Below are 24,618 nucleotides of genomic sequence, written 5' to 3' on the forward strand. Positions count from 1 at the left end.
TGATCAGAACTGCATGGGCTTCAGATCTTCCTCGGGAAGGTGCGCTCCTTCATGTCACCCCGCCGAGGGCCATCCACAGGTTCTGATCATTGCTCAGGCGACTGACCGAGAGAGCCAAGTTCGGGGCCGACTCAACAGTCTCCAGGAGTCGGGCTTGGCGTGCGATTTCGGCCTGTACGACTGTGGTGCGAGCGTCAACCTCGAGTGGTCGGAAGACCTGGGCGCCACTTGGGTAATCGACGCGGGAGAACGCCAGGTCCATGGCCCGCGACGCCGCCCACCAAGCTGCGCCGGCTTCTCCCTGCAGCGAGCTCAAGGCATAGTACGTAGCCGCCACGGGATCATCATCGAGGTAGGGATCATTCTTAAGCTCCGTTACGGCCTGGGAGACATCACCGCCATCGAGGAGGGCGTCCCAGCCCAGTTCGATTAGGGCTGACAGGGACTCGACATCAGGTCCGAGCGCACCCTGCGCGCACGCCAAGGCGAAAGCGGCCTGTCGGTCGAGGGGCATCGCGAGTACCCGGCCGCGTAGCGCACTCCAGTTCTCGTATGAATCCACGCCCCAACTTATCCCTGACTGTCCGCCACTGCTGGTCTGAGAGCGTCACCCATCGGTCGCACGATCATGCCGTCATCCGGGCGTCTGCTTCCTAGGCTGCTCCCACCTCGTCAACCACCGCGCTGCCAGTCAGGCGGGTCAGATTCGTTCTGCACCGACGACCGACGCGAGTTCGTCTGCTTGCTTGGCGAAGAGCCGGCCGAGCGTGAGCGCCAGGCCGTTGCCGTCGGGCATCCAGACGAACACCGTCGGCATGGTTCCGCGCTTGTACTGTGCGGTCGCGTTCTCAAGCGGGAGGTCGGCGACCACCTTGTTGGTCGGCTGCATGGTGAAAGGATTCTTGTCCACGACCGCGACCCGACGGTCGGTCACCACGACGAAGCCCTCCGCTTTCGCTCCTGCTCTCTGACTGAGCAGTATCTTGCCGACTCGCATCGCGCCGTCGACTCTGGAGTCGCGCTGCGCAGGTTGGGCGGAGATGATATTGACGAAGCGGACGTCCTCATCCGGCTCGAGGTCGAGTCGATTGAGGATCTTCTTGCGAGTCTTCTCTCTCATGATCTTGCTGCCCTCTCGTTCGTTGGGGGGCGGCGCGCCCCGGCCGTGCGCCTGAGCATTGTAGGGATCGAGGTCGGCGCCAAACGCGCCCGTCAGGTGGCGACGCACGCCGCGAGCTGCTCGCCTGGCGGATGGGCCGGGACCCGATGCTGGCATTGACGCCCGCTGCTCGCGCCTCGGTCACACATGCTGCTCCGACGTCGATAGCCGAGTCGAACCATAATCCCCGAAGCGTTCAGCCGTATCCCCGAAGCGTTCAGCCGTCGTTCGTCCCCTCGGATGTCTCCCGTACCGGCGACAGCCAGCCGCTTGCCCGCGGCGAGTCACGTGTGGGCCAGCTCTGGGAGCAGACGCACTCAATTGCCGCGGTCCGCGCGCGGTCGTGCCGATAGGCACGCAATCTAACCGTGACGGCTCACACCGCCGTGCTCGATGGCGAGACCGCGTTCGAGGATCAGGCCCGCAGCGGTCTCCGCACCCCAGAAGAGGGTGGCGCGGAACTCCTCCGGCCGGATCAGCCGGCGAGCTGACATCTCGTGCTCGGGCCGGAACTCGTCAAGCTCGACTCGGGCCCAGAAGCGAGTCTGGTAGTAGGCGCGACGGTCGCCGTCGAGTTCCTCGACGCGCTGGCAGCCCAGGTACCGTCGGTCAGTGACGCGTGCGCACGCCTCCTCGCGCACCTCGCGCTCGAGCGTCTGCTCCAGCGTCTCGCCCGCTTCCACAGTCCCGCCAGGCAGGCTCCACTCCGTCCCGTTCCAGCTGACCAGTACGACCCAGTGATCTGCCGTGAAGCACATCCCCAACGCCTGGCTCGTCTCGGCCAGCGGCGGACGAAACGGCGGATCAAACCACGCGATGCGGTACCGACGACCACGACCCGCGGTCTCGTCCGGCACCCGCCACATGCCGTCGAGCATCACCGTCTCGACGAATACCGGATCGGACATGGCTCCATTCTCCAGCCGTAACCGGATCCGCCTAGCCGCCTGTCCGCGTCCACGCCGTCGGCGCCCTCATTTGCCGCAGATAGAAGGGCGCGGTCATGCCGAATTCAGGAAGTTTGCTTGGCGGACTCGATCGCTCTCCGCCTGCGGCCAGCAGGGTGCCCGGTTCCGATACCGTCAGACTATGGCTGGCTGGGAGAGTCTGCGTGTGGACCTGCGCCGATTGCTCGAGGAATCGCCGGACGCGCTTGTCCTATTTCCCGACCCGGACCGCGAGCGGCGTGAGCCGCCGTTCGGCATCCATTTGGCCGCCTGGGCCACCGACATCGCGGCCACGCTGAACGCAAAGTACGGGAGCCTCCTGGATCTGCAGGTCGGGGCGATGACGTTTCCGGCCAGACGGATGTGGCTGAGCGAGGACCTACCCCAGCTCCGCGGCGCACCCGCCGAATCCGCCGGCCTCGAGGTGGAAGCCGTGTCGCCGTTGTCGGTCCGGACCGGGCGGTCCACGCACGAGGACGTGCTGGTAATCAATAGAACCGCGCACGAGCAAGTGCTCCTCACCAACGGTTCTCTGATCTCAGGGGTGACTGACAGGTCCGGCGGCGTCGTCGGTCTGTACGTCGGTCCGCTCTACGCGCGCCGGGTGGGGTTCGCGATCGAATCTCACCAGAGCCGCCCTGTGCCGGTCTTGATCGGCACAGCTTCGATGGTTCCCGACCTGGGGTACGCGGTACCGCCAGGACAATGGCGGCTGGTCATCGCGTTTCACACCGACAGCGGCAACATGCTGTCGACGCCGCTGGACATCACCATCACGCCCTAAACAGCACACGTCGCGCTTACCAGCCCCTCACCGGGATAGACTCCACACCCGCGCAGAATTTGCCCCGTCCTGGGTAGGAACCAAGAACGCACTGATTACCGCGTTCCGCGCACTGTCATGCCGATGTCCGTAAGGGGGCAGCTCACCGGACACCGGGCTGCGGTTGCTGGCGGACGGCACCGGCGAGCATGCGAGAAACCCGTTCAGGGACGCTTCGGCGCGGCGCTGGGGCCGCCGGTCCGGTCGGGCGTCGGACGCTACGTCGGCTTGGGCCAGAACGGCTCAGCGTGCTCCGCGGCGGCGACGATCGCGGCACCGTTAAGCTCCGCACGGGTGAGCGGCACGCCCGCGAACGGCCACTCGATGACCAACGCGAATCGTTCCGCGGGCGGCAGGGGCCACAACCAGAACTCGCGGGAGGAGACGATCCGGTCGTCACCACCGCTCCCACCCCCGCCACCGGCCTCGACCAGGACGGGCGGGTCGGGCGGAGTGGTCAGCTCCCAGGGCGGCCATCCGCCGACGTTGGTCGCGTTCCGCCCATCCGCAAACTCAACTCCCACACGCAGCAACTCAACCGGCAGGGCACCGCTGGCGGGGCCTCGACGTGAGATTGGGCGGCGGTGCTCAAAGAACACCGCGTTCAGGTCCCACATCCCACCAGTCGTCCTCAGTTTGATTCGTTCGCCGGCCCGCCAGCCGGAGCTCGAACGTGCAGCCCGTTGGATACGCCACCACATCGGCCAAGGCGATCGTCACCGACTCCGTGCGGGCAAGGATCCGGCTCTGCGCCACGGGCACGCCGAGCACGCTCTCGGGCGGCGCCTGCCAAGCGGGTGGCTCGGGCTGCGGCTCTCGTGCGGGAGGCTGGGGAGCGGGAGGCTGGCGGCTCGAAGAACGACATGACCGCAGGCTAGGCGGATCGACGGGCTGGGGGAACGGCGCACACGCTGAGCCCGTCGACGAGGCTTCAGCCACTTGCGTCGTGCCGGGACCTGAGTGAGCGGTCTCTGGGTCGCGCACCTACCGGGCAGGCAGGAGCCGCCCGACCTGCCGGACGTCCTCACGGTTGGCGTTGACCGATTCCAACTGCAGTTCGATGGCTGGGCACGTGAGGTGCCGACCGGGTCACGGGTGACAGTCACGGGGCGCCTTTCGATTTGTCGTCGCGTATGAATGGGACGATTTCGGCCTGACCGAATCACGTGCCGACTGGCTGGTTAAGGCTGTCGTGAAGGCTGATCGCGGCGACACAATGCTCGACCTGGTCGCGCCGCATAGCGGCTAGGGAACGTCCGCACATCAGCGTAAGGCGGTTTGTGTCAAGCATCTGGTCGGTGCCTCGTCCGTCGTCCGTCCCTGCATAGCGTGAATGGGGCTGCGTGCCCGGCAGCGTGTAATCGGGTTGTGGGGACGACGGACGGGGCTGCCCATGATGTGCGTCGAGGTAACGGTGTTCCTCAATGCCGCGTAGGGCTGGCCCCGACCGTCAGCTTGGTGGCCGCCATTGCTGGGTCAGGCGGCCATGGTGGTGGCCTGTTTGCGTCGGGTGCCGTGGGTGGCGATCAGCGGGTCCCAGGCGGTGCCGGTGGTGATCACCGCGTGCAGGTGCCGCAGGATCGCGGCGGCGATCACGGTTTGCGCCTGGGTGGCGGTGAGCCGGTTGGTGTCGCGGCTGGTCAGGTGCCGGTAGCGGGCGGCGTAGACGCTGTTGGTCTGCAGGGCTCCCCAGACCGCGCGCCAGGCGGCGACTCGTAGTCGTGGCCGGCCTTGTCCGGTGAGCTTGGTGCGGCCGGTGAAGGTGCCCGAGAGTTTCTCCCGGGGGGCGAGGCCGGCGTGCTTGACCAGGGCTCGTGCTGTGGTGAATCGGCGGGGGTCGCCGGCCTCGGCGAGGATCGCGGCGGCGCCGACCGCGGAGATGCCGGAGATCGAGGTGACGAGCTCGGTGAGCTCGAGCTGGTCGAGCACGGCGACCATGCGGTCTTCGGTGTCGGCGAGCTTGCGCTGGTTGTCGGCCCAGTCGTTCAGCAGCAGCTGGACCCGTTCGAGTGCGCCGTGTCGGTGGGCGATCACCCCGGTCGGGTCGGTCAGCGCGGCGAACAGCTTGCGGACGATGCGCAGGCAGGGTTTCTGCCCGCCCCGGTGGGTGATTTCGCGGCGCACGGCGGTCTCGAACCGGGCCAGGCCGAGGCGCCGGGTCCGGGACAAGTCGGCGCCGTCGCGGTCCACGATCACCCACATCGCCGCGGCCCACGTCTTCGAACGGAACGGCCAGTTCGCCGTCTCCAGCGCGGCCGGCCAGACACACTCGAGCAGGTCACGCAGCTGCTGCACCTGGGCGACCATATCGACCATCAACCGTTCCCGGCGGGCACCCAGGTGCCGCAACCGGCCCCAGGTCTCCTCGACCGGCTCGGGCACATAGCAGCGCAGTTGCGCGGTCAGCCGGGCGATCAGCACCGCGTCCTTCTCATCGGTCTTGTCGAAGGTGAGGTCCTCCGCGCGGCGGGTCCAGGAGGTGACCATCGGTTGCACGCACACGAACGGCATGCCGCGGTCGGCGGCGAGCTGGCCGAGGACTCGCCACCGGTGCCCGGTCGGCTCACACGACACGGTCACCCCCGCCCAGCCGTTCGCGGCGGCACGCTGTGCGGCCCAGCCCAACGCGACGCCCAGATCCCAGGCCCGGCACCGAAACGTCTTGCGAGCCAACACCCTCGAGTCGTGGTCGCACACCACGACCATCTGCTTCTTGTCGGCCAAGTCGATACCCACGATCGCGTTCTCGGTCGGCACCAGCTCACGCAACCGTGCCAGCCGTGCATTGCGGTTGCGGTCACCCCGCGACACGCCACTACCGTTGACCATGAACGTCCTCCTGTCTGCGATGGGACACCAAGCCCGACAAGCGCACCAGGAGGACGTTCCTACGCCCGGACCGACACGCAGAACGTCTTTCTATGCCGCCGAGAGTGAAGCGCGGCCATCCCGATGGGGCGGTACTTGCCCTTCAAACCTTGACGAGCTCGATGGACGTGATCAACGTGCCGGCCGGTACCTCGGAGCGCGCGATCGCGTGAAGGACAACCATGTATTCGGTTTCGTGCACGAGGTCCGGGTCAGCCGGGTAGTCCAGCTGAGCCTGCGCGTAGAGAGTCGAGCCGTCGCGGCGGAATAGCTTCGCCGTGAACGGAATCACCAGGCCGACCCTGAAGGGAGGGCCCGCGAGCAGGCCGTTCGCGGAAGTCGCGGACCAACTCGTCGAGATCGCGGGCCATCACCGATACCTGCGACCTGGACAGGCCGGTGATGCCCAGCGACTGCACCAGCCGGTCCATCCGCCGCGTGGACACCCCGAGCAGGTAGCACGTCGCGACCACCGAGGTGAGTGCCGCCTCGGCGCGGCGACGCCGTTCCAGCAGCCAGCTTCCAGGAGCCAGCGATCGTGCGCCGTTCCCACCAGCCATCAATGGCGGCCGCGCGGACCTGCGGTGCGGAGTCATGCGCGATGTCCGGGGCGCTGCCCACGGGCGAATACTGCACACTTCAATCTGCACTCGTTGCCAGTCCACCGGTTCTGCCCGCACCGGGGCAGGTCGCCGACCGTGCAGCGGGTGGTGGTCGTGGTGTGGCCGCCGTTCGACCGAACACGCAGAGGTAGTACATGACGCCGGCGTGGCGGCGTTCCGAGCCCGCCGGGGTGCGGATCCCGGCCGAGCTGGCCGGGCCGGTCGAGGTCGCGCTGGCCCGCTCGGTTGACCAGAAACCGAACGCCCTGCCGGGCGGGTCAAGATACGAGGTGACGTGGGATGGCTACCCTCACTGAACCCGCCAGGCTGCAGAGCTGCTGGCCTTGACCTTGTGGCACAGATAGATCTCACGCTCGTCATGGCCGAGGATGGCGAAATCGGCTGGGTCGCCGAAGGTGTGCAGCAGCTTGAAGCCGAGGTTGTTGGTGTAAAGGCGATGCTGGTGCTGAGGTCGTTCACGTTGAGAATCGGGTTGAGGTGATTGAGCCGTCCACCCGGTGGGCTGATCATGGCCTCCGCTCCTCGTTCTCCAGCCTTCAGTCATCGTGAGCACCTGCAAGCCGCTGGGCCAGCACTTGCGGATCAGGCCACCGAGCGCAAGATCGACCGAAGCGGCTCCGTCAGTGATGGCTGATCGGGGGGAGCCGAACAGGACGGAGCCGTCACCGGCGGTCAGGCCTCTAACTGCTCGAGCTTCCCTGTGCGCCGACGAGGCTGACCCCTGATGGCTTCGAACACGACTTCTGACACCGACTGGTGTGTGTTTCGACACCACTGTGCGGTGTTGGATCGGTTGTGGAGGTGAGTCTTGACACCACTTGGGAGCAGTGGCCATGTTGATCGCGAAGATCGAGAGTTGGCCAGCCTCTGAGGAGCCATGTTGACGAGCGACGAATTTCAGCTCCCACAGCTGACCGTCCAGCAGAGTCCCGCCCGCAACATGGCAGCGCGACTGCCGGGAATCCTTGCGCTGAATGAGGCTGCAAATTGCCTGGTCGTCGATAAGAACGGACGCCACATCGACGTTGCTTGGCCGCCAGGATGGTCGGTCGCCCTTCGCGACGGATCGATCGCGTTGATCGACGCTACAGGACAGACCTTTGCCAAATTGGGTGACACGGTGTCACTGGGGGGCGGCTACATTCTCGCATCGGTCGCACACACGACCTCGTGCCTCGGCACCGAGAAGGTCTGGGCAGTCGCCTCCGCCCCTGACACCGGTTCAGTCCAAAGGAGCGACTGACTCAGATCGCGGCGCGGTCCAGGGGGACCCGCCAGGCTTGCCCGCCTGACGCCGCCTTTCCTGGGGATTCGAACAGAACCCTGCCCTGCGATCCCCTCGACGTGGCTAAGCTCGAGGGGGCCACTGAGACTGCCACCAAACCAGTGGTGTCGGACGTCATGACCACAACTTCCCTGACCAAACCCGACGGTGTCATATCCGATCAGCAACCGGTGTCAGATGTCTCCTACGCAGCCACCCCCTGATGAGTGGGGCGTGCCGGTACGCGGCACGCCCCCGCACCTAGGCTGCTGGACGCTTGGCACTAGCCAGGCGTGGACGAGCCCACTGTCGAGCTGTGTCGACGGGGAGTTGGGGGTATCACGAGGTGCAGGACCATGTTACGGGACGGGAATTGCCCTGTGCGTCTGCGCTGATGCCCGCGGCGGTGTTGTCGTCGGTGACCACCGTGGCGGCCGTGGAGAAGGGGAAGCCGGCGGCGAGCGCGGGGAGCGGTTGCTCGCGGTCACCGACCCAGATCACCGGACCGAGGTTCGCGTCGGACCCCACAACCGTTCCGTCGGCGTTCACCGCGGACGCGTCTGGGTGGGTCCCCGGCAGGGCACGTGGCCCGGTCGGTGCCCACACGACCGCGCTCCCCAAGTCCTCGGATCCGCCGGTCAACACGGCAGCGCCGGCAATGTACGGGCCTGCGGCGGCGCGTGCCATCGAGTTGGTGCCGGACACGGGGCCAGGCAGCGTCGACAACCCTTCGCGGACCGTGCCCACGATGGCCTGCTGCCTGAACTCTTCGCCGGCCGTCTCGGCCCACCCCACTACGGTGCCCTGATCCGTGACGTCGGTGAGGTAGGCCGCACCTCCCATCACGCCGAGATCCCGGATGGACTGCGGGGAGTCCGCAGACCAGGCGACGGCGTGGCTGGTCTCCTCGCCTGCCGCGTAGCCGACGATCAGGCCGGCGTTATTGATCGCGGTCGGGACGGCGTAGCCGCCGCCGGGCAGCGACGGGAGGTCGATGACTTGGCCACCGCGCCAAAGGACTCCGCGCGTCGGGGTGTCCACACCGTAGACGACGCCGACCACGTCGCCGCGGCTATTCACGTCCTGAGCGGTCGCGCTCCCACCACCCGGAGCGTCGAGTACGGTCACAGCGCCGTCGCGCCACACCAACGGCCGCGTCCTGCCGTCCACATCAACGCCATAGCCGGCAAACGAGTCGCGGCGGTCGCTGTTGTACACGTACCCGCCGCTCCACCCAGCCGGTAGCGGGAGCTCGCTGATCACCAGGAACAGTCGACCGTCCCATCCACGGTCCCCGACTGCTCCGCCGCCTCCGCCGGAAGCGGAACCTGCATCACCACCGCCGCGATCCCCACAACCAGACCGGCAAACTGCGGCAAGCATCGAACGCGACGCCCTGAAAACACCATTTGTCCCCACCTTCTCAACGACGGATGCGTCACTATAGCGGCCACTCAACGCCTCAGCTGAAGAAATCCGTGACCCGCCCTGATGTCCACACCGGACCGACAGTGATGGTCGAGGTAGCCGCCGACAACGGCACGCTGCAGGCTGGCTACTACCGACATCCGCTACGCCTGATCCGGCACCGCACCGACCGCACGGCCGGCCGCTGTCGCGACCCTGCCGAACGGCTGACCACGCCCTCGCGCTCCGCGCGCACCAACGGCTCTGCAGAGTTCAGTCAACTAGCCGCGTCGCGATTGTCCGTCGAGTCAGCCAGGCCCAGCTGTGGACCCGCAATCGCAACGACATCAGCTCAGGTTCCCCGATGTCGTTGCCGCCGCTGAGATTCAGCTCCTCGACGGAGTGGTGCTGCACGGCGTTATCTGGAGCCGCTGGCTGGCTGTCGTCGACGTGGATCACCGGTGTGTGATGCTTGGGGGTCTGCGTGGTGGTCGGGTTATCTGCCGCCTGTCCATCATGCGGATTCTCCGGAGGAGCGCTGGTTGTTCACCGGGTGCTGTCGCCTGCGACGCGGTTTGGAGTCACGGACGGTTCTGAGCGATGGCGGCCCGGTGGTGCCGGTCGAGCGGTATCTGGCCTATCTGGCCGACATCGAGCGATCCCCGAACACGGTGAAGGCGAGCCGTCGCTGCTACAGCGCCTCCAGATCGCTAACGCACGCAGCCGTGAACTCGCCGAAGACAACCAGCGACTCCGACGACAACTCGCCCAAGCCCTCGGCGAAGTACGAGCAGCCGGGACGCACTCGGTTCGCGGCCGACTTGCAGCGGCTCGATCAGGGAGCGGCCACCGCGTCAGCCTTGCGGTCACCGATTCGCACTACGACGCTCGCCCGATGACCTGCAGCGTCGCATCCGCTCTGTTGGTGGGCGCACTTCCCCTGCTGGGCCCCCCGGCTTGGTAGTCCGTACGGCGTTCTAAGGTGTCAGCCGACCGGGAGCCAGGCGGCCCGGATTTCTTCGGGAGACAGGGTCGCAGCGAGGGACTCGTCGACCAAGCGGCGCTCGGTGATGTGTTGTTCCTCAACGCGTGCCCGGAGGGCGGCTTCGGTTGCCTCCAGCAGCGGTATCAAGCGGAACTTCCACCGTCCGCTTTCTCGGTAGAAGGTGAACGAGACCGGGCTCTCCTTGCCGTCCAGCTTCACCAGCACTGTGCCGATGTCGCCGGAGACCTCGACCGTGCCCGCGGACATCCGCTCCACGGTCGCGGCCTTGAGGTCCGCCCCAAAGTTCCAGTTCCGTTGTTGCCCTCGCCGCACCGCATCAATGACTAACTGAGTCGTCGACCAGTTCCGGATGTTCTCGGCCGGGACCGTCGTCCGCAGGAGGATCACGGCCAGTTGGTCGCTCATCCGGGCTCGCCTGAGATAGGGCTCCGGTGCGGTCAAGGCCAGCTTCTTCATCCCTGCGTAGTACTCGATGCTCTCCGCCGTCAGCAACGCCGCCACCGTCTTGCCGTCCTTCGCCAGCAAGGCCTCCCGGTACGAGGAGAACGCCTGCGCCACAGCGGCCTTGTCCACAGCCGAACCAGAAACAGTCGACGACGGCGTTGGCGCCGGCTCCGCTCGCTCACCGGAACAGGCAACCAGCGCCATGCACAGGACTCCGGCCGCAACCAACCGACCCACAAACCGCTCAGGCACCCGAGCCTCCCAGATAGCGCCCCACCCACCGCCACACCAGCAGCCAGGGACCCACGTTGATAGGCCCCGTCGGACTCGAACCGGCGACCCACAGCTGAAAGCTGCGCGCAACGTTACAACGTCTCTTTTCAGCTGCCGCAACCAACCTTGCAGAGCAGCGCGGGTCCCCTGATCGCGCGGCCCAACAGAACGGGAAACTCGAACCGCTGCCCTGGGCCACGGCGCCACCGGAGCTGTGTCAACGATCCGTGAACTGGTCGCGCTGGCCCAAGGCAAGGAATCAACCGTCGGCGAGCCCCACGAGATCGACCTATGGGCGGCACAGCAACGCCATCCGAGCACGTCGCGCTGCTGGCCGACCTCCACATCCCGTGACCCCGGACGTCTAGGGCTTCGGCCAGGGGGTGTTCTGCCACGGCACACCACGCGATGACGACGACCGGATCTCCGGAGCAGGAACGACGGCCCTCGGAGCTTCGGGACGCACCTCGATAACGATCGAGTCCTCCTTACGCCGGCCTCACGAATCAGGACCGCCTCGATGACGACATCGTCCAAGGCGAAACTCGCAGGTCACCGCTGCGCTCACTGTCAACGGCAGCTGAAAACTGACCCCGTTGCGGCGCCTGGGGGTCAGTTTTCACCTGCCGTCGACAAGGCCAACAACTGCCAGCCGTAAGCCTCCTCGACATAGTTCAAGACCCCGAACGCCACATCGTTAAGCTCTGGACCAGCAACCGAGCTGAGTTTGGCGTACGAGAGCTGGCACGCGTGCCGCACGGCCTGCAGGGCGTCTCGATCGGGCCTGTCCTCCGAAGCACGTGCCGCCATGGAGTCGTCTGTGACCTCAAGGATTTGAGCGAGGGCACCCTCTGTCGCAAACCCATACGTCGACAACGCCCAGCGTCTCCCACCTGACGGCCTGTACGGAACGTGGGGCACCCATCGAACCGCGTCGATTTGATGCCCCGCGCGGCCGAGGTCATGGCCAGCTATGACGACCTCTGGCACGTCGAACAATCCTTCCGGATGAGCACGACCGACCTACGTGCCCGGCCGATGTTCGCCCGTACCCGTGACGCAATCGAGTCCCACCTCACCATCGTGTTCACCGCACTCGCCCTCAGCCGCACCGTGCAGAACCGCACCGGTCAATCTCTGCGCCGAGTCCTGCGGGACCCTGAAGCCACTGCGATCAGCAACCGTGGAGATCAACGGCATCACCACCACGATCCCGCCCGGCCTCAACCCCGACGAACAAGCACTCGTCGACGCGATCCAAGCCCCCGCCGCGAGGCACTAAGCCGTTTGACCCAACTCAGGGGAGAGGCGGGTCTCCTGGCCTGCTGCGCATGGCGTCGGCCGGCTGTCATCTCGCTCGGACAAGACGGACTGGGCCGTAGTCACGGGGGAGATCCACCGAGCCTCGGTGCCGGCGAGGGTGGGCCTGCAACGCGACAAGTCGTTTGACCTTTGCGGGTATGTCTTTCCTCCAATTGCAACAACCTGCAATGGGGTTGCCCGCGGAGAGTTTCGAACGATATAAAGCTGTCGACCTTCGCCGGTGTCGCTCGGGGTGCGCCGGATCCGCCCGATCATGGAGTGTTGATGCGTCGCACCCGTCTGCTGCTGACGTCTGCCCTTGTCCTGTCCTTGCCGTTCAGCGCGGTTGTCCCTGCCGCTGCTGCACCGCAGTCGTCCACGCAGGTGCGCGTGGACATCGCCCCGGCGGCGCCCACCGCCGTACAGACCTTTCCGGTCCTCGGTGGCCTCGGTGTCGCGTGGACTGCGCCTGTCGATGGCGGTGCGCCCGAGGGATACGTTGTCCAGTCACTTCGATCCAGCGGCGCGTGGTCTGATGCCTCGAAGCAGTTGCCGGCCGGTACGACGAGTTGGGTCGACTCGCGTGTCAAGGCAGGTGCCAGTGCGACCTACCGCGTGATCGCGGTGAACGCTGACGGTGAGAGCCAGCCGAGCGCGACCGCAACGGGCACCAGGCCGGTGACGGACCCCGAGGTCGGTAGCAATGACGTCCTCACCGTCGACGCCGATGTCGCGTCGTATTTGACGGCTCCCGCGTTCACGGACGGGGTGGCTGGCTCGGTCGCGCAGTCCTCGTCCGACGGAGTCCGGACGCTCTCCGCAGGGGCATTGCAGATCGCGTTGCCGACGATCCTCTCGGGGCCTGGAAGCTATTCGGTCGGCAGCAGCGGCCAGTCCTTCGTCCTGCGCCAGACCGACGACGAATGCAGCCTCAACGGCACCTTGAACGTCGCCGAGATCGCTTACAGCGCCGACCTCCAGGTCGCGACGATGAGTGCGACGTACTCCGGCATCTGCCCCGAGGGCAACTCCTTGTACGGAGAGATCAGGATCAAGAGCACGCAGCCGTACGCCGCCTTGGCGATCGACACGCCGCGCGTGGATCTCGGCAGGATCGAGCTCAACACCGCACCGAGGAATGTCCGGGTGACCCTGACGAACGTCGGCACGAAGGATCTCGTCGTGGGCATCAGGCCACTGCCCGCCGATCCCACCTGGACACGCCAGGAGGACTTCGCCTGCCAGCAGCTTGCACCCGGAGCCTCCTGCGGCGTCGTCGTGACGTTCACGCCGGACTACCCCAACGACCCGTTGACAGTGCTGAACATCGACGACAACACCGCACGAGCGCAGCACCGCATCCGCCTGAGCGCCAGCGTGTACACCGTCCCCGATGCTCCTGACAAGGTCACGGTGGATGCGACGTACAGCGGAGTGGACCTGTCCTGGCGTGCGAACTCCTGGGGCAACGCCGCACCTGTGGGATTCGTTGTCGAGCGTTCGGTCGACGGAATCGAGACAAGGTTCACCGTGCCGGCGGAGCAGACGCACTGGACCGAGCCATGGACCGGAAACTCGTACCCGACGTACCGGGTATCGGCCGTGAACGAGTTCTTCGAAGGGCCGCCGAGCGTCCGCGTGTCGCCGACCAAGGCGAGGGAGCAGATCACCGCGCTCTTCCGGCGGCCGAACGAGCCGGCTGTGCTCGGGAGTCTCGCCGCGCCGAAGGCCACACAGATCGTGCCGATCGAGAACGCGCCGACCGACGCCACCGAGGTGACAAGCGGGCCGAACGGCATCGACATCGCGTACGTCCTGGGCGACGACCTGTGGGTTCGTCAGCAAGGCACCGACAGGCTTGTCCGGTCCGCAGCCGGGATGGCGCATCCGGCCTGGTCGCCGGACGGCACCCGGATCGCGTTCAGTACAGCGGGCAGCGATTCGTCCACCTGTGTTGACCTCCTGACGTTGTCCGACTCGTCCGCGGTCAGAGTGGGATGCAACCTCGATCATCCGATCTGGCATACCGACAACCACTCCCTGATCGTGCAGGACGGCAGTCTCGCCGGGGCGCCGCTGACCCGGGTCGCGGCAGCGGAGCAGGGGGCACGGATCGCCACTCTCGAGGGTTCTGAGGGTGCTACGCGAGCTGTGCTGTCACCGACGGGGAACGTACTGGCGTACGTAGCTGCGGGCACGGGCGGACTGGTCGCATTCCAGTCGCCGGACGGCGGAACGGCCACGGTGGCCGACCTCGGCTTCGTAGAGGGACAGACCATCGAAGATCTCGAGTGGGACACCGTCGGCAGGCAGCTCGCTGTCCTGACCAGGTACGGGGATCGCGACATCATCGAGTCTTTCAACGCCGGTGATTTCCTCGGTGGCGGCGGGCTCAGCTTCGGACTCCCCGTGTACAACACGACGAGCGAACGAATCGTCGACCTCACCTGGCAAGGACACAACGTCGTCATCGCGGATGTCCCGGCCGTGAACGGTCCGGACGTGTCGATACCGTTCGACACCTCCGCCGTGAACGGCGCAGGCACCCAGTGCATCCTGGACGGCGACTTCCTCGGCTCCTGTACGTCGCCGTTCACCGCGACCGGGTTGTCGAGCGGCCGGCACACGCTCCAGATCCAGCCAAACAGCGTCGGCAGCTACCACGCCACTGCCACTCGCACGTTCACTGTCCAATAGTCCCCCGACCGAGCGGGGGACTAAGCCTCAATCCGTGGCGCCGACCGGTTCGTCGGTCTGAGTTTCGGTGATGGTGGGTGTGGAGTTGGGCAGGCAGGGCGGGTCTGCTGGTCTGCCCAGCTTTTCCACGTGTTGGTGTCCGGTCGGGCCTGTTGCGGGGGCCGGTCGGGTTGGTTATGCCGCGGCTGGTATTCCGAAAGCGAACACGTTCGTCCAGAGGGCGTTCCACTGCTGGGCCCAGGGCCAGTGGGCGGGTAGGTGCAGGATCCGGCGGCGCTGTGGCCGGGCGAGCCGGGCCGGCACCGTGACGAGGTGGCGGCGCAGCGTCGCGCCGCGCGCGACGGCATGCCGCTGGCTGGTCAGGCTGCCGGCGGCGCGGAGCAGGTTGTGGGTGATGGCCGCGCAGATCGTCCAGGCGCTGTTGGCCGCGAACCGGCCGGATGGCAAGTGGGCCAGGGGTCCCGTCGATCAGGTCGGCGAACACGGTCTCGATGATCGCGTGGCCGCGGTGGGTCAGGTCGGCCTCGACGGTCGGTTCGGTGCTGTTGGTGCAGAACGGATGGTAGCGCCAGACGTCGAACAGCTCGTCGGTCTTGGCGCGGTCGCGGACCCGGCGCACGATGAGTCTGGCTTTGACTGGGTGTTTGGTGGAAGTGAACGCGGTGAAGGTGGTCTCGGCGACCTCGGCATCGGAGATCAGGTCACCGGTATCGGGATCGGTCACCGCGCCGGGGTAGTGCACCGGTGTCCACGCGTCGTCAGCGATAGAGCCGATCGCGGCGTTCACTGTCTGGTTCTTGGTGAGCACGACCGAGAACCCCACCTTGGCTTTCTGGCACGCGGCGACGACCGCGCTGTTGCCGTAGGCGGAATCGCCGCGGACCAGAATCTGGCCGGTCGCCCCGGCGGCGCGGGCCGTCGCGATTGCCTCACGGACCATGGAGGCCGCGTTCTTGCCGGAGCCGGTCTTGCCGCCGCGCAGCCGGATCCCGGCCACCACCGGCACCCCATCGCTGGTGGAGATCGTGGTGGTGGCCAGCGGCGACAGCCCCTTGCGGAGCACCTGTTTCCCGGCGATCTTGGTGTGCCCGAACCCCGCGCCCGGCTTGTCGTGCCCGAACACCGGCCGCAGCAGCGAGTCAATGTCAACGAATGCCTGAGTCTCGATCCGGGCAGCAGCCCGCTGCCCGCCGTACGGCGGAGTATCTGCGTTCCGAGCTGCCGGATCGGTGTGGTCGCCGCGAGAGTCTGACCGGAGGTGACGGTGAACGGCGCGCGCTATGAACTGCACATGGCAGAGGTCGTGCCAGGCGTCAGTGAGGTGACGGCCGAAGTGACCTGGGGATCCGTGGTTCTGTGCGGACTGACTCCAGCCGGTGAACAGGTCGTCCTCAAAGCCAGCGAGCGTTCCGACGTCAGAGCCGAGGCCGACGTTCTCGACAAGTGCTCCGGCGCCGGACTTCCGGTTCCTGCTGTGCTGGGTCGGGGGGAGGGAGAGGTGTGGCCGGGCGGGCGCTGGCTGTTGATGCGGCGTTGTCCGGGAACCCCGATGTCCGAGCTGCTCGGTTGTCCAGAGGTCGTCGGAGAGGTCCTCGGACAGGTCGGCAATTTCTATCGCGAGCTGCACATCCTGCACGTCGAGGGGGCCGGCGCTCTGCTGCCGGGCCTCCTGACGACACATCAGGAATGGTCTGACTGGCTGCAAAGCCACGACCTCCGCGTGCGCCGAGCGGTTGGCCCGCGAGCCATCGGCGGCGCGGATCGGTGAGCGGTTCGCTCAGGCGATCAGGGTTGGCGCGGATCAGCTGAATCGCCGTCCGCGGACCATCCTGCACGGCGATCTGGGTGACCAGGAGATCATCGTCTCGGCAGCCGGGCCGCGGCGAACGATCGACGTCGTCGACTGGGGCGATGCGCTGGCCGGTGATCCGGCGTACGACTTCGAGCGTTTCATGGCCGGTGGCCCCGTCGGCGACCCGCGGCGAAGCGTCATGCTGCGGCCCGTACTGGATGCCGCAGGCCAGCCGCCGACGCCGGCCTGGATGGTTCATCTCTACCGGGCCCACAACCAGCTTCGAAACGCCGATTGGGCTCGGCTGTACGCAGACGACTGGATCGAAGACTCGTTGTCCATGGTCGATCAGGAACTTGATCGAGCCGAGCGGCACTACCGAGGAAGTTGAGCCGGTGAGGATCCTCGCGGCAACCAATCGATTCATGCCAGACCTCTGGACCGGCGCTCAGCTGACCCTCCTCGAGCACGTCAAGCGCTGGCGTGCGAGAGGTCATCACGTCCGCGTGCTGGTACGTCGTTCCGAGCGGCCGGCGTACCGAATCGAGGGGATCGACATCCGAAGATGGCCGGATACGGACCGGGAGGTCGGCAGCCACCTCGCTGCCGTGGATGTCGTCGTCGCACAGTTGGGCGCCGTTCCGGTGGCGCACGAGGCGAGTCGCCGGTGTGGGCTCCCTCTTGTCCACCTGGTCCACTCGGTGGACGACAAGGCCCGCGAGCTGTGCTCCTTCGACGCGGATCTGGAGGTCTATTGCTCTGCTTGGCATCGCCGGCAACTCGGTGGGGATCGTGAGTCCTTGGTGTGCTACCCAATGGCTGCCGGGCCGAGTCGGCGCCAGGCTGCAGGTGAACACATCACGATGGTGAATCTCTCGGACGCCAAGGGAATCGACGTCTTCGCCGAGCTCGCCCGTGTACGTCCCGACTTGACCTTTCTGGGCGTGCTCGGAGGGCACGAGACCCAGCATGTCCGGGCTGCCCCGCAACGTGACGGTGATGGCTCATGGGCCAGACCTCGAGGAACGGGCCTATCGACGGACCAAGGTGATGCTGGTGCCGTCTCGGATAGAAACCTTCGGCCGGGTGGCAGTCGAAGCCATGAACCTCGGTATCCCGGTCGTTGCGAGTACCGCCGATGCGTTGGTCGAGGTCCTCGACACCGGCGCGCAGTTCGCGGACCTGCAGGACCGAGGAGCCTGGCTGAACGCTGTCCATCAGCTGAGCACCGACTCACGCCTGCATTCGGAGTGGTCGAACCGTGCGCTGCAACGCGCGCAGCGACTGCAGGTTGTCAGCACTCGACAAGCTGAGGAGTTGGACCGTGTGCTCACCGGCATCGTGGCGTGCTGAACCGCTCAGATTCTTCTCCCCGACGCAGTTGTCGGCGGCCTGTGTCGCAGGCTCGTATCTCCTCGAAGGCTGCCACGACGGGCACGCCGTGGCCTGCACCTCGATCGGAGGGTATATCGACTCGTTGCTGGGCGCTTTCCACACCAATCCGCCGTCGATCTACCCGCCGCTCGGGGGCGAGCTGGATCCGCCGCCGCTGGCACCCGCGGAACTCTATGGCTGGCGGCGAAGGATCAGCCGGTACCAAGCCGTCTACCTCGCTGCGTTGGACAGACTTGGCGTACTTCGGGACCGCTGGGACGGCCCTGACGCGATCGCGGGCCGATTGTTCGAGCCCGAGCTGGGCGAGTTCCGGCTGCTGCTCGGCGACCATGTCGCTTCGGGGCTCCTGGCCGATGACGGCTACCGCTCGGCGGGATCCGCAGTACCGCTGCTGCTCTCCGCTCGTACCGCGGGGCCGGATGTGGTCCGCGACCCGGCGGCCGGGCTGTTTCCACCAACGGTAGGTCCGCGCGGCGGCCCCGCAGCCCTGCCCACGCAGAACCCGACAGATCGACTCGACCGCGTGGCCTTCGGCTCTCATGGTGTCGATGAACCCATGATCAACGGTTGCGGGGGTCGAGCTCCCCGGCGAAGAAGACCGTGGCAGCCTTCAGGACCGCTTTGTCCGATTCCAACTGCCGGACCCTGGCCTTCTGCTCGCTGACCTCGGCCAGATCCTCGCTCGTCTTACCGTCCCGCTGCCCCGCGTCGACCTCGGCCTGCAACACCCAGCGCCGCACGCTCTCCTTGCTCACCCCCACCTGCCGGGCCACCGGCGCCGACGCCGCTGTCAACGACGAGTACTCCGACAGATGCTCAGTCACCAGCCGCGCCGCACGAGTCTTGACCTCGGGATCGATCCTCTTCCGCACGTCCTGCATCCTTCCAAACTCAGAAAGCTGCGGCATCAAACCTGGGGCGGCTCACATAACCGAGGGTGCATCAAACCCGGGATGGTTCACTGCGCGCGTTTGCGGGCTGCGCGTTCGCGCTTGAGGCGTGGTTTGAGCTCTGCTTCCCAGCTGGGTAGGGAGTCGCCGAACGGGCGCAGTTTGTCGTAGGCCTTGCGAGCGTTGAGAGTGTCGAGGATCTCGTGTTTCAGCGCGAGGGAGAACGCGTCTTCGATGGTGAAGTACGTGACCTGGTGGCGCTCTGCGAGCTTCTGGCCCTTGAGATCGTCGATGGAGACTACGGCCAGCATTCCGCGTCGGCGGGCGAGGATGCTGTGGGTAACGACGACGCACTCGCCGAGGTCTTCGCTGCTGTTGATGTCGGTGCTGCCTGACACGACGTTCGGATGGCGGGACCGGACCTGGGCGAGCAGAGTCGCGGCCTCCGCCTGAGCGGCGGTGATTTCCGGAATCTCGACGATGCGTGCATCGGCGTCGCTGTTGAGGTAGTGGTCGAGTGCGCTGATGGTCCACCGCTTGCGGCTGGCCTTCGCACGGACTTCGTTGAGCACCTCGGTCGGCAGCAGGATCCGGTAGTTGGCTGCCGTGAGGATCTCGACGAGCAGGCTCAGCTGCACGGATGCCGCGAAGTACAGAACGCACACGGCGTCGAGTATGTTCAGCGGCTGGGGCGAAGGAACGGGAGCCGCCCTAGCGCCTTCCTCGGTCACGCGGGACTGGGGACGCCGGAGGCTTCTCGGGTCCGCGGATCGTCGTCGATGATCTGCCCGGCTTCGATGAGGATGCTCGGGTCTTGGCCGAGAGCGTTCGCGGTGGCGGCAGCTGACAGGAACCCGGTGCGGAATGCCTCGAGGATGCGAGCCTCCATGCGTGCCGGGACACGCTCGGTGTGACAGCTCCGCTCGCGCGTCTGGTGTCGTGCCAGTGTCCCGGCGACTACAGCCGCGCTCGCGCTGGTCGGCGGCTCCACCTTCGGGGCGGCGTCGATGTCTGTCAAGGCGATCCATGCTGTCCTGGGGGAGACGCCGTACAGGTCGGCGAGGCGGCAAGCGTCGTCGCGACTCACGCGGTCGTGTGGACCGTAATGATGTTCGGTCATCCACGCGCGGATGCCGGCTTCTGGGATCAGGAAGTTCTGCGCGAATTTCTCCGCACGCATCTCAATCGTAGAGTGCCGGTGATCGTGGTCGTAGGCGTGACCGTCGGCGAACAAGACGTGGGCGAGCTCGTGTGCGAAGCTGAAGCGCTGACGTACCCATGGCTCTGCCGCACACACCGCGAGGAAGGCCAGTGCCCGCTCGTCGTCGAATACCGCCACGGCAGACAAGCCATCCGGAAAGTCTAGAACGGCGGCGTCGACCCCAAGGTAGTGTTCCAGCACCGCAGGGACGTCGTTCAGAGGGGCAGCCCCCAGACCGAGCACCTTGCGCAGGCGGTCGGCTCGATCCTTGCCCTGCCGGCGCGACGCGTGAGCTTTTGGCTCTACGTACTGCTGCCAGGTTGCGCCGTCGGCAACGCTGGGCCCGAGGTTCGTGAATTCAGCAACGTCGTCGAGCTCTGCATCGAGCTCGAGCAACCCAAGAGCCCGCTCGGCGCGGGTGCGGACGTCCTCCTCGTCGGTTCGGCGCGCGGCCAGTCGGATCCGTGCTCGGACCGGAGACCCGAGCAGGAGCCACGCCATCGACCGGCTCACCGCCTGTGATGCGCGCTCGAGAAGGGTTGAGGTGACTCGGCTTGGTTCGATCCGGCCGTTTTCCATCCGAGAGTAGGTAGCCTGCGACAGGTCCAGGAGCCGGGACATCTCGACCTGTGACAGGTTCGCACTTGTGCGCGCCTCGTGCAGGCGAGCGCCGAAAGCGACGGCGTCGAACTCTTCCTTCACCCCGACAGTCTTCTCTGCGACTCCCTGGCGAGCCGCTTCCTCGTCCCAGAACATGCTGCGCCTCCTCTCTCGTGAATAGAACTATACATGGTCTATTCATGGGACTCAATCGTGTGGCGCGCGTGACGCTTGGCGGATCCCCCGTCGGTGGAGCGGCTGTGCCGTGCTTACTGAAGAGTTGCTGCCGGATCCGGAACGCAGCGCTCGTAGCCGGGAGTGCGAGGCGGCCGGAAGATGCCGGCGGGACGACGAGTGATGTGGGGTTCCCGTCGCGCGGAGAGCGTGCGGTCGCGCCTCGGAGCTGCCTGTCCGAGTGGCGGACCGGCTGGCCTGGTCGGACGGCGCGGTTCGGTGGTCAGTTGAGGCGGATGGTGGCGGCGATCGCGGCGGCCGCTGCGGGCTGTTGGCGGGCGGCCGCCGCCTGGGCCGCGGCGAGCCGAGCTTCTACCCGGCCGGCGACGGCCGGATCGACGGTCGGCCGGACCCGGTGCCAGGTCCAGCTCAGGCTCGCCACGTCACCCGCGACCGCCGCGTGATCGTCGGCTTTCGCGTCGACCGCGACCTGCCGCAGCCACAGCCCGAACCGATTCCGTTCGATCGTCGGCAGCGACTGGTAGCGCATCCGCAGGTCCAGCTCGTTCTGGGCTACCCGTAGCGCCGCGTCGCGGGTCGCGCCGGAATCCGCGGCCGCGATCGCCCGGCCGAGCGCCGCGACGTCGCGGCTCATCTGGGTGTCCAGCAGCGACCGGCCCGGCCGCTGCGCGCGCCAGGCGGCGCACAGTTCTCGGTGCGCCGTCCGCGCGGCCGGACCACCGCCGGCGAGGGCGGCGTACCCGGACCGTACGGCGTGCGCCAACCGCTGCAGGCCGGCCGGCACGGCACCCGGCCGGGCGTCGGTCGGCACCGCCAGCGAGACGGCCTCCAGGTCTGCGCCCGGCTGCCCGGTCGAGAACTCGCCGTACCCGGGCGCGAAGGTCTTGTCCTCGGTGCTGCCGTCGTAGTGCAGCTCGCGCACCACGATCGCGCCGCGGACCGGGCCGCTGGGGCCCGTGACGGTACGGTCCGCGGCCAGCACGCGGACTTCCTCGAACACCACGCCGGGCGCGTTTTCCGGCCGGTAGACCATGGCGGCGCGGGGTGCCGCCGGCATGATCATTGCCGGCGGTGCTACGCGCGATCCGGTGACCCAGGTGCCGTCGGTGTTCTCGACCTGGCCGTCGGCGTAGTTGTACACGTTCTCGCCGAGGTACCAGACTGATCCGTCGTCGGCCTGGGCGAACCAGTCCAGCGCGACCTCGTGGATCCGGCCCCCGGAGAACGCCAGGTACTGCCAGACCACGGCGTCGATCCGCATGCCCTGCCAGTCGATTCGCTTCAGCCCGGCCAGCCGGGTGAACTCGGTCCGGAACGGTTCGCCGTCCACTTGGCCGCCGTAGATCACCTGGGTGAGTGTGCCGCTGGGGTGCAGCGGGTTGGTGATCGAGGTCGGGCTGCGGAACGACGGCCGGGTCAGGTCGACGCGGTCAGCCGACGGCGCGACCGGCAGGCAGCCAGTTCCGTTCTCAGGCCGGATGCAGGCCGGACCGGACGGCATCCGCGCGGGTGTCGGAGACGTGATGACGGACGGCGTGTCGGTGGCGAGGGGAGGCGAGCTCGTCGGCGGGCCGGCTGGCGCAGGGCCGCCGGAACTGCTGGAGTCGCACGCGGTGGGCATCAGCAGGCCGACCATGCCGACGGCGGCGACCAAGCCGGTGCGGTGCTTCTTGTGGGCCATGGCGGACCTCCCATTCGGCTGCCGGTATCGAGGCTCGATCCGACGATGCACCGCGGGAGCTGAACCTCCACTGAACCGAGTCAAACATGGCCTGAGGACACTACCGATGACAGCCGGGGCGAACGGACCCTGACGGCGAGAACTACGCCGGCATCCTCGGCGACCAACTGCGCGTAGCCGAGGATGCCGTCTTCGACCGCGGCTCGTGCGGCGCGATGGCACCGCACGGGCTGGGGCCTGCGTCAGTTACAGCCGGGGAACGCGAAGGATCCGATCCGTGTCTGCCAGCCGTTGTTGGAGGAGTTGCGGTAGTACTGGTTGACGTACCAGAAGGTGCAGTCGTCGACCGGGTCGACGTTCATGGATGTGTAGTCGCCCCAGCGGTTGCTGACCAGTTGCGATCCGGTGCCGACGATCATGCTCGCCTCGGCCTGCATCGTCCCGAGTGGTGCAGTGGCGAGCCGGCCGGTGAATCGGACTCCCGGGAACACCTGCTGGCTGGAGACGCTGTAGCCGAGCGCCATGTTGCCGTTCTCGTCCATGGCGATGCTGCCCATCCAGCGGTGCACCTTGTCTGCGGGCGAGTAGGTGCCCTGCTGGTGGACGGTCCAGCCGGAGCCGGTGTTGCGCAGTTCGTACCAGCGGGTGCCGGCGAGCTTCGGTTGTGCCTCGACGGACTGGTTCGTCACCATGGCTTGATGCGTGCCGAAATTGCGGTAGGCCAGCCGCCAGATCGGCCGTTGCCGATATGACAGTACGTCGATCAGGTTCTTGGTCCCCGGCTGCGGGATGCAGGCGCGGGAGTTGTTGCCGCGGCAGGGGAAGATCGAGTCGAACGGCGCCACCGGCAACGATCCGGCGAAGGTGAAGGTCGACGCGCTCGGTGTGGCCCAGTCGACGTGGAACTCGAACACGTTCAGCGCGTCGGCCGGTGCGCCGTACTGCGCTCCGTCGTCCATCGAACCGACGAAGAAGTTCGGCGTGCCGGTGGGTGGCGGCTGGTTGCCGTCCAAGTCGGTTGGCAGCAGGCCGTCGCCCTGCAGCCACGGCGTGGTCCCGGGCGGGTTCAGGAAGCTCACTACGGCGGCGTTCGGGTTCCCGGCGTACAGCTGGTCCTTGTTGACGACGTAGGCGCCGTTGCCGGCGAAGTTGTCGTCCGGGTCGAACTCCCTGGTGCTGATGTAGAGCCCGTCCGGCCAGACGCCGTACTTGGGGTAGTCGGGGAAGTTCAGCCCGGTCGGTACGGCGTACCGGAAATAGGCGCCCAGCGGGTCGGACGTCTGCGAGACCGCGATGCAGTTCCAGTAGTTGGGTCCGAGGGCGGTGAACTGGGTGAGGATCCAGCGGTCCGCGAACTGGTCGTGCAGCACGATCGGGTCGCCTGCGCTGTCGGAGCAGTGCGGGATGGCGAAGCCCTGCCACAGCGTGCCGAGGTCGGCAGGCCCGAACAGCTTCGTTCCGAACTTGTTGTAGATCGCGAAGCTGAGGTTGACCATCTCGACGTAGTGGTTCGGTCCCACGTCTCCGACGGGGTCGGGCGGTGAGACCTGCTGGATGTTCGGGACGCCCTCGAACGACTGGATCAGCGTGGGCGCTTCGCCCGCCGCCGGTGCGGTCTGGAGGGCGGCGTCACCGGTGTACCCGGTGTCGCGTGGTACGGCGCCACGCTCCGCAGGGCTCGTTCCGGACTTTCGCGGCGCGACGACCTGAAGATCGCGCAACGGCTTGCTGCGGTCGAAGGCGGCGACTTTGCCCACCTTCGGCTGCTGGCCCTGTTGCCGCTCGGGCGCGCCGGAGGCTCCGGTGGCTGCGAGGTTCGATGCTACGAGTGCCGCCACAACGATGGCGACGGTCAAGCCTCGGCGACGCGAGGCTGTGGACACGCTGCGCATGGGTTCCTCCCGGTGCACGTGCGAGCGCGACCGGTCCCATGCACGATCCCCCAAGTCACTCGCACCCCGGGAGCGGCCACGGGTGCGTCGGCGACGTACCACTAACCTCGGTAGCATCACCGCCACGCTCGGTCAACAGTCTGCGCCCCGAGCTTGATG

Annotated in this window: 21 protein-coding genes and 4 pseudogenes; 8 read left to right on the plus strand and 17 right to left on the minus strand. The window is 66.9% G+C overall.

Translation table 11 applies throughout. From position 1 onward, the window contains the following. Window positions 1-49: 49 nt before the first annotated feature. From ACIBL3_RS33885 to ACIBL3_RS33895, 3 genes are all read right to left on the minus strand, one after another. On the minus strand, window positions 50-562 hold the full coding sequence (locus tag ACIBL3_RS33885; RefSeq protein WP_396357896.1) for a hypothetical protein: 513 nt from the start codon (window positions 560-562) through the stop codon (window positions 50-52). 138 nt (window positions 563-700) lie between these two features. After that, the gene (locus ACIBL3_RS33890) at window positions 701-1,228 is read right to left on the minus strand and encodes a hypothetical protein (RefSeq protein WP_396357897.1); all 528 of its coding nucleotides are present in this window, start codon (window positions 1,226-1,228) and stop codon (window positions 701-703) included. Window positions 1,229-1,521: 293 nt separating this feature from the next. After that, window positions 1,522-2,067 (minus strand): NUDIX hydrolase, encoded by a 546-nt coding sequence (locus tag ACIBL3_RS33895; protein WP_396357898.1) that lies wholly within the window; start codon window positions 2,065-2,067, stop codon window positions 1,522-1,524. 181 nt (window positions 2,068-2,248) lie between these two features. Here ACIBL3_RS33895 and ACIBL3_RS33900 point away from each other — a divergent pair, with 181 nt between their 5' ends. Further along, on the plus strand, window positions 2,249-2,890 hold the full coding sequence (locus ACIBL3_RS33900; RefSeq protein ID WP_396357900.1) for a hypothetical protein: 642 nt from the start codon (window positions 2,249-2,251) through the stop codon (window positions 2,888-2,890). Window positions 2,891-3,147: 257 nt separating this feature from the next. Here the strand turns inward: ACIBL3_RS33900 and ACIBL3_RS33905 are convergent, their stop codons facing one another. The 5 genes and pseudogenes from ACIBL3_RS33905 to ACIBL3_RS33925 form a co-directional block, all read right to left on the minus strand. After that, window positions 3,148-3,453, minus strand: a complete 306-nt coding sequence (locus tag ACIBL3_RS33905; protein WP_396357901.1) for a hypothetical protein — start codon at window positions 3,451-3,453, stop codon at window positions 3,148-3,150. 952 nt (window positions 3,454-4,405) lie between these two features. After that, entirely contained in the window at window positions 4,406-5,758 is a 1,353-nt protein-coding gene (locus ACIBL3_RS33910) for an IS110 family transposase (RefSeq protein ID WP_396357902.1), read from the minus strand. 142 nt (window positions 5,759-5,900) lie between these two features. Beyond that, the gene (locus ACIBL3_RS33915) at window positions 5,901-6,089 is read right to left on the minus strand and encodes a hypothetical protein (protein WP_396358115.1); all 189 of its coding nucleotides are present in this window, start codon (window positions 6,087-6,089) and stop codon (window positions 5,901-5,903) included. 31 nt (window positions 6,090-6,120) lie between these two features. Then, window positions 6,121-6,315 (minus strand): annotated as a pseudogene (locus tag ACIBL3_RS33920) (transposase); the annotation flags it as partial. A gap of 394 nt (window positions 6,316-6,709) precedes the next feature. After that, complete coding sequence (locus ACIBL3_RS33925) at window positions 6,710-6,964, minus strand: hypothetical protein (RefSeq protein WP_396357903.1); 255 nt, start codon at window positions 6,962-6,964, stop codon at window positions 6,710-6,712. Window positions 6,965-7,297: 333 nt separating this feature from the next. Here ACIBL3_RS33925 and ACIBL3_RS33930 point away from each other — a divergent pair, with 333 nt between their 5' ends. After that, window positions 7,298-7,663: a hypothetical protein gene (locus tag ACIBL3_RS33930; RefSeq protein WP_396357904.1), complete on the plus strand. Its 366-nt coding sequence runs from the start codon at window positions 7,298-7,300 to the stop codon at window positions 7,661-7,663. 360 nt (window positions 7,664-8,023) lie between these two features. Here the strand turns inward: ACIBL3_RS33930 and ACIBL3_RS33935 are convergent, their stop codons facing one another. Beyond that, window positions 8,024-8,947 carry a hypothetical protein gene (locus ACIBL3_RS33935; RefSeq protein ID WP_396357905.1) on the minus strand — a complete coding sequence of 308 codons (924 nt, stop codon included), beginning with the start codon at window positions 8,945-8,947 and terminating at the stop codon, window positions 8,024-8,026. Window positions 8,948-9,702: 755 nt separating this feature from the next. On the opposite strand from ACIBL3_RS33935, the gene ACIBL3_RS33940 reads away from it, so the two are divergent. Then, a complete protein-coding gene (locus ACIBL3_RS33940) occupies window positions 9,703-9,990 on the plus strand; it encodes a hypothetical protein (protein WP_396357906.1) in 288 nt (95 codons plus the stop codon). An 86-nt stretch (window positions 9,991-10,076) separates the two neighbouring features. Here ACIBL3_RS33940 and ACIBL3_RS33945 read toward each other — a convergent pair whose 3' ends face one another. After that, window positions 10,077-10,670 carry a hypothetical protein gene (locus tag ACIBL3_RS33945; RefSeq protein ID WP_396357907.1) on the minus strand — a complete coding sequence of 198 codons (594 nt, stop codon included), beginning with the start codon at window positions 10,668-10,670 and terminating at the stop codon, window positions 10,077-10,079. 756 nt (window positions 10,671-11,426) lie between these two features. Further along, the gene (locus ACIBL3_RS33950; RefSeq protein WP_396358117.1) at window positions 11,427-11,804 is read right to left on the minus strand and encodes a hypothetical protein; all 378 of its coding nucleotides are present in this window, start codon (window positions 11,802-11,804) and stop codon (window positions 11,427-11,429) included. Here ACIBL3_RS33950 and ACIBL3_RS33955 point away from each other — a divergent pair. Beyond that, window positions 11,748-12,096, plus strand: a pseudogene (locus tag ACIBL3_RS33955) (IS1634 family transposase); the annotation flags it as partial. The gene ACIBL3_RS33950 and the pseudogene ACIBL3_RS33955 sit on opposite strands and share 57 nt — an antisense overlap. Before the next feature lie 305 nt (window positions 12,097-12,401). Continuing rightward, window positions 12,402-14,813, plus strand: a complete 2,412-nt coding sequence (locus tag ACIBL3_RS33960) for a hypothetical protein (RefSeq protein ID WP_396357908.1) — start codon at window positions 12,402-12,404, stop codon at window positions 14,811-14,813. Window positions 14,814-14,987: 174 nt separating this feature from the next. Here ACIBL3_RS33960 and ACIBL3_RS33965 read toward each other — a convergent pair. Then, window positions 14,988-15,978 (minus strand): annotated as a pseudogene (locus ACIBL3_RS33965) (IS1380 family transposase); the annotation flags it as partial. 126 nt (window positions 15,979-16,104) lie between these two features. Between ACIBL3_RS33965 and ACIBL3_RS33970 the strand changes: the two are divergent. From ACIBL3_RS33970 to ACIBL3_RS33980, 3 genes are all read left to right on the plus strand, one after another. Next, window positions 16,105-16,581 carry a phosphotransferase gene (locus tag ACIBL3_RS33970; RefSeq protein WP_396358109.1) on the plus strand — a complete coding sequence of 159 codons (477 nt, stop codon included), beginning with the start codon at window positions 16,105-16,107 and terminating at the stop codon, window positions 16,579-16,581. After that, window positions 16,547-16,996 carry a phosphotransferase gene (locus tag ACIBL3_RS33975; RefSeq protein ID WP_396357909.1) on the plus strand — a complete coding sequence of 150 codons (450 nt, stop codon included), beginning with the start codon at window positions 16,547-16,549 and terminating at the stop codon, window positions 16,994-16,996. The genes ACIBL3_RS33970 and ACIBL3_RS33975 overlap by 35 nt, the downstream gene beginning before the upstream one ends. Window positions 16,997-17,574: 578 nt before the next feature. Next, the gene (locus tag ACIBL3_RS33980) at window positions 17,575-17,958 is read left to right on the plus strand and encodes a glycosyltransferase (RefSeq protein WP_396357910.1); all 384 of its coding nucleotides are present in this window, start codon (window positions 17,575-17,577) and stop codon (window positions 17,956-17,958) included. Between the two features lie 487 nt (window positions 17,959-18,445). Here the strand turns inward: ACIBL3_RS33980 and ACIBL3_RS33985 are convergent. The 5 genes and pseudogenes from ACIBL3_RS33985 to ACIBL3_RS34005 form a co-directional block, all read right to left on the minus strand. Beyond that, window positions 18,446-18,881 (minus strand): annotated as a pseudogene (locus ACIBL3_RS33985) (IS3 family transposase); the annotation flags it as partial. 77 nt (window positions 18,882-18,958) lie between these two features. After that, window positions 18,959-19,621: a hypothetical protein gene (locus ACIBL3_RS33990; RefSeq protein WP_396357911.1), complete on the minus strand. Its 663-nt coding sequence runs from the start codon at window positions 19,619-19,621 to the stop codon at window positions 18,959-18,961. Continuing rightward, window positions 19,618-20,847: a helix-turn-helix domain-containing protein gene (locus tag ACIBL3_RS33995; RefSeq protein WP_396357912.1), complete on the minus strand. Its 1,230-nt coding sequence runs from the start codon at window positions 20,845-20,847 to the stop codon at window positions 19,618-19,620. The genes ACIBL3_RS33990 and ACIBL3_RS33995 overlap by 4 nt, the downstream gene beginning before the upstream one ends. 301 nt (window positions 20,848-21,148) lie before the next feature. After that, on the minus strand, window positions 21,149-22,567 hold the full coding sequence (locus ACIBL3_RS34000) for a hypothetical protein (protein WP_396357913.1): 1,419 nt from the start codon (window positions 22,565-22,567) through the stop codon (window positions 21,149-21,151). Window positions 22,568-22,809: 242 nt separating this feature from the next. Continuing rightward, window positions 22,810-24,405, minus strand: coding sequence for a hypothetical protein (locus tag ACIBL3_RS34005; protein ID WP_396357914.1), 1,596 nt, complete (start codon window positions 24,403-24,405; stop codon window positions 22,810-22,812). Between the last annotated feature and the right edge of the window lie 213 nt (window positions 24,406-24,618).

This window comes from Kribbella sp. NPDC050124, assembly GCF_044460355.1.
Lineage (GTDB): Bacteria > Actinomycetota > Actinomycetes > Propionibacteriales > Kribbellaceae > Kribbella.

Bases quoted from the DNA above. Each gene is read 5' to 3' on its own strand.
- ACIBL3_RS33995 (WP_396357912.1), bottom strand. From the start codon at position 20,847: ATGTTCTGGGACGAGGAAGCGGCTCGCCAGGGAGTCGCAGAGAAGACT.
- ACIBL3_RS33900 (WP_396357900.1), top strand. From the start codon at position 2,249: ATGGCTGGCTGGGAGAGTCTGCGTGTGGACCTGCGCCGATTGCTCGAG.
- ACIBL3_RS33980 (WP_396357910.1), top strand. From the start codon at position 17,575: ATGTCCGGGCTGCCCCGCAACGTGACGGTGATGGCTCATGGGCCAGAC.
- ACIBL3_RS33925 (WP_396357903.1), bottom strand. From the start codon at position 6,964: ATGACTGAAGGCTGGAGAACGAGGAGCGGAGGCCATGATCAGCCCACC.
- ACIBL3_RS33895 (WP_396357898.1), bottom strand. From the start codon at position 2,067: ATGTCCGATCCGGTATTCGTCGAGACGGTGATGCTCGACGGCATGTGG.
- ACIBL3_RS33910 (WP_396357902.1), bottom strand. From the start codon at position 5,758: ATGGTCAACGGTAGTGGCGTGTCGCGGGGTGACCGCAACCGCAATGCA.
- ACIBL3_RS33970 (WP_396358109.1), top strand. From the start codon at position 16,105: ATGGCAGAGGTCGTGCCAGGCGTCAGTGAGGTGACGGCCGAAGTGACC.
- ACIBL3_RS33930 (WP_396357904.1), top strand. From the start codon at position 7,298: ATGTTGACGAGCGACGAATTTCAGCTCCCACAGCTGACCGTCCAGCAG.
- ACIBL3_RS33960 (WP_396357908.1), top strand. From the start codon at position 12,402: ATGCGTCGCACCCGTCTGCTGCTGACGTCTGCCCTTGTCCTGTCCTTG.
- ACIBL3_RS34000 (WP_396357913.1), bottom strand. From the start codon at position 22,567: ATGGCCCACAAGAAGCACCGCACCGGCTTGGTCGCCGCCGTCGGCATG.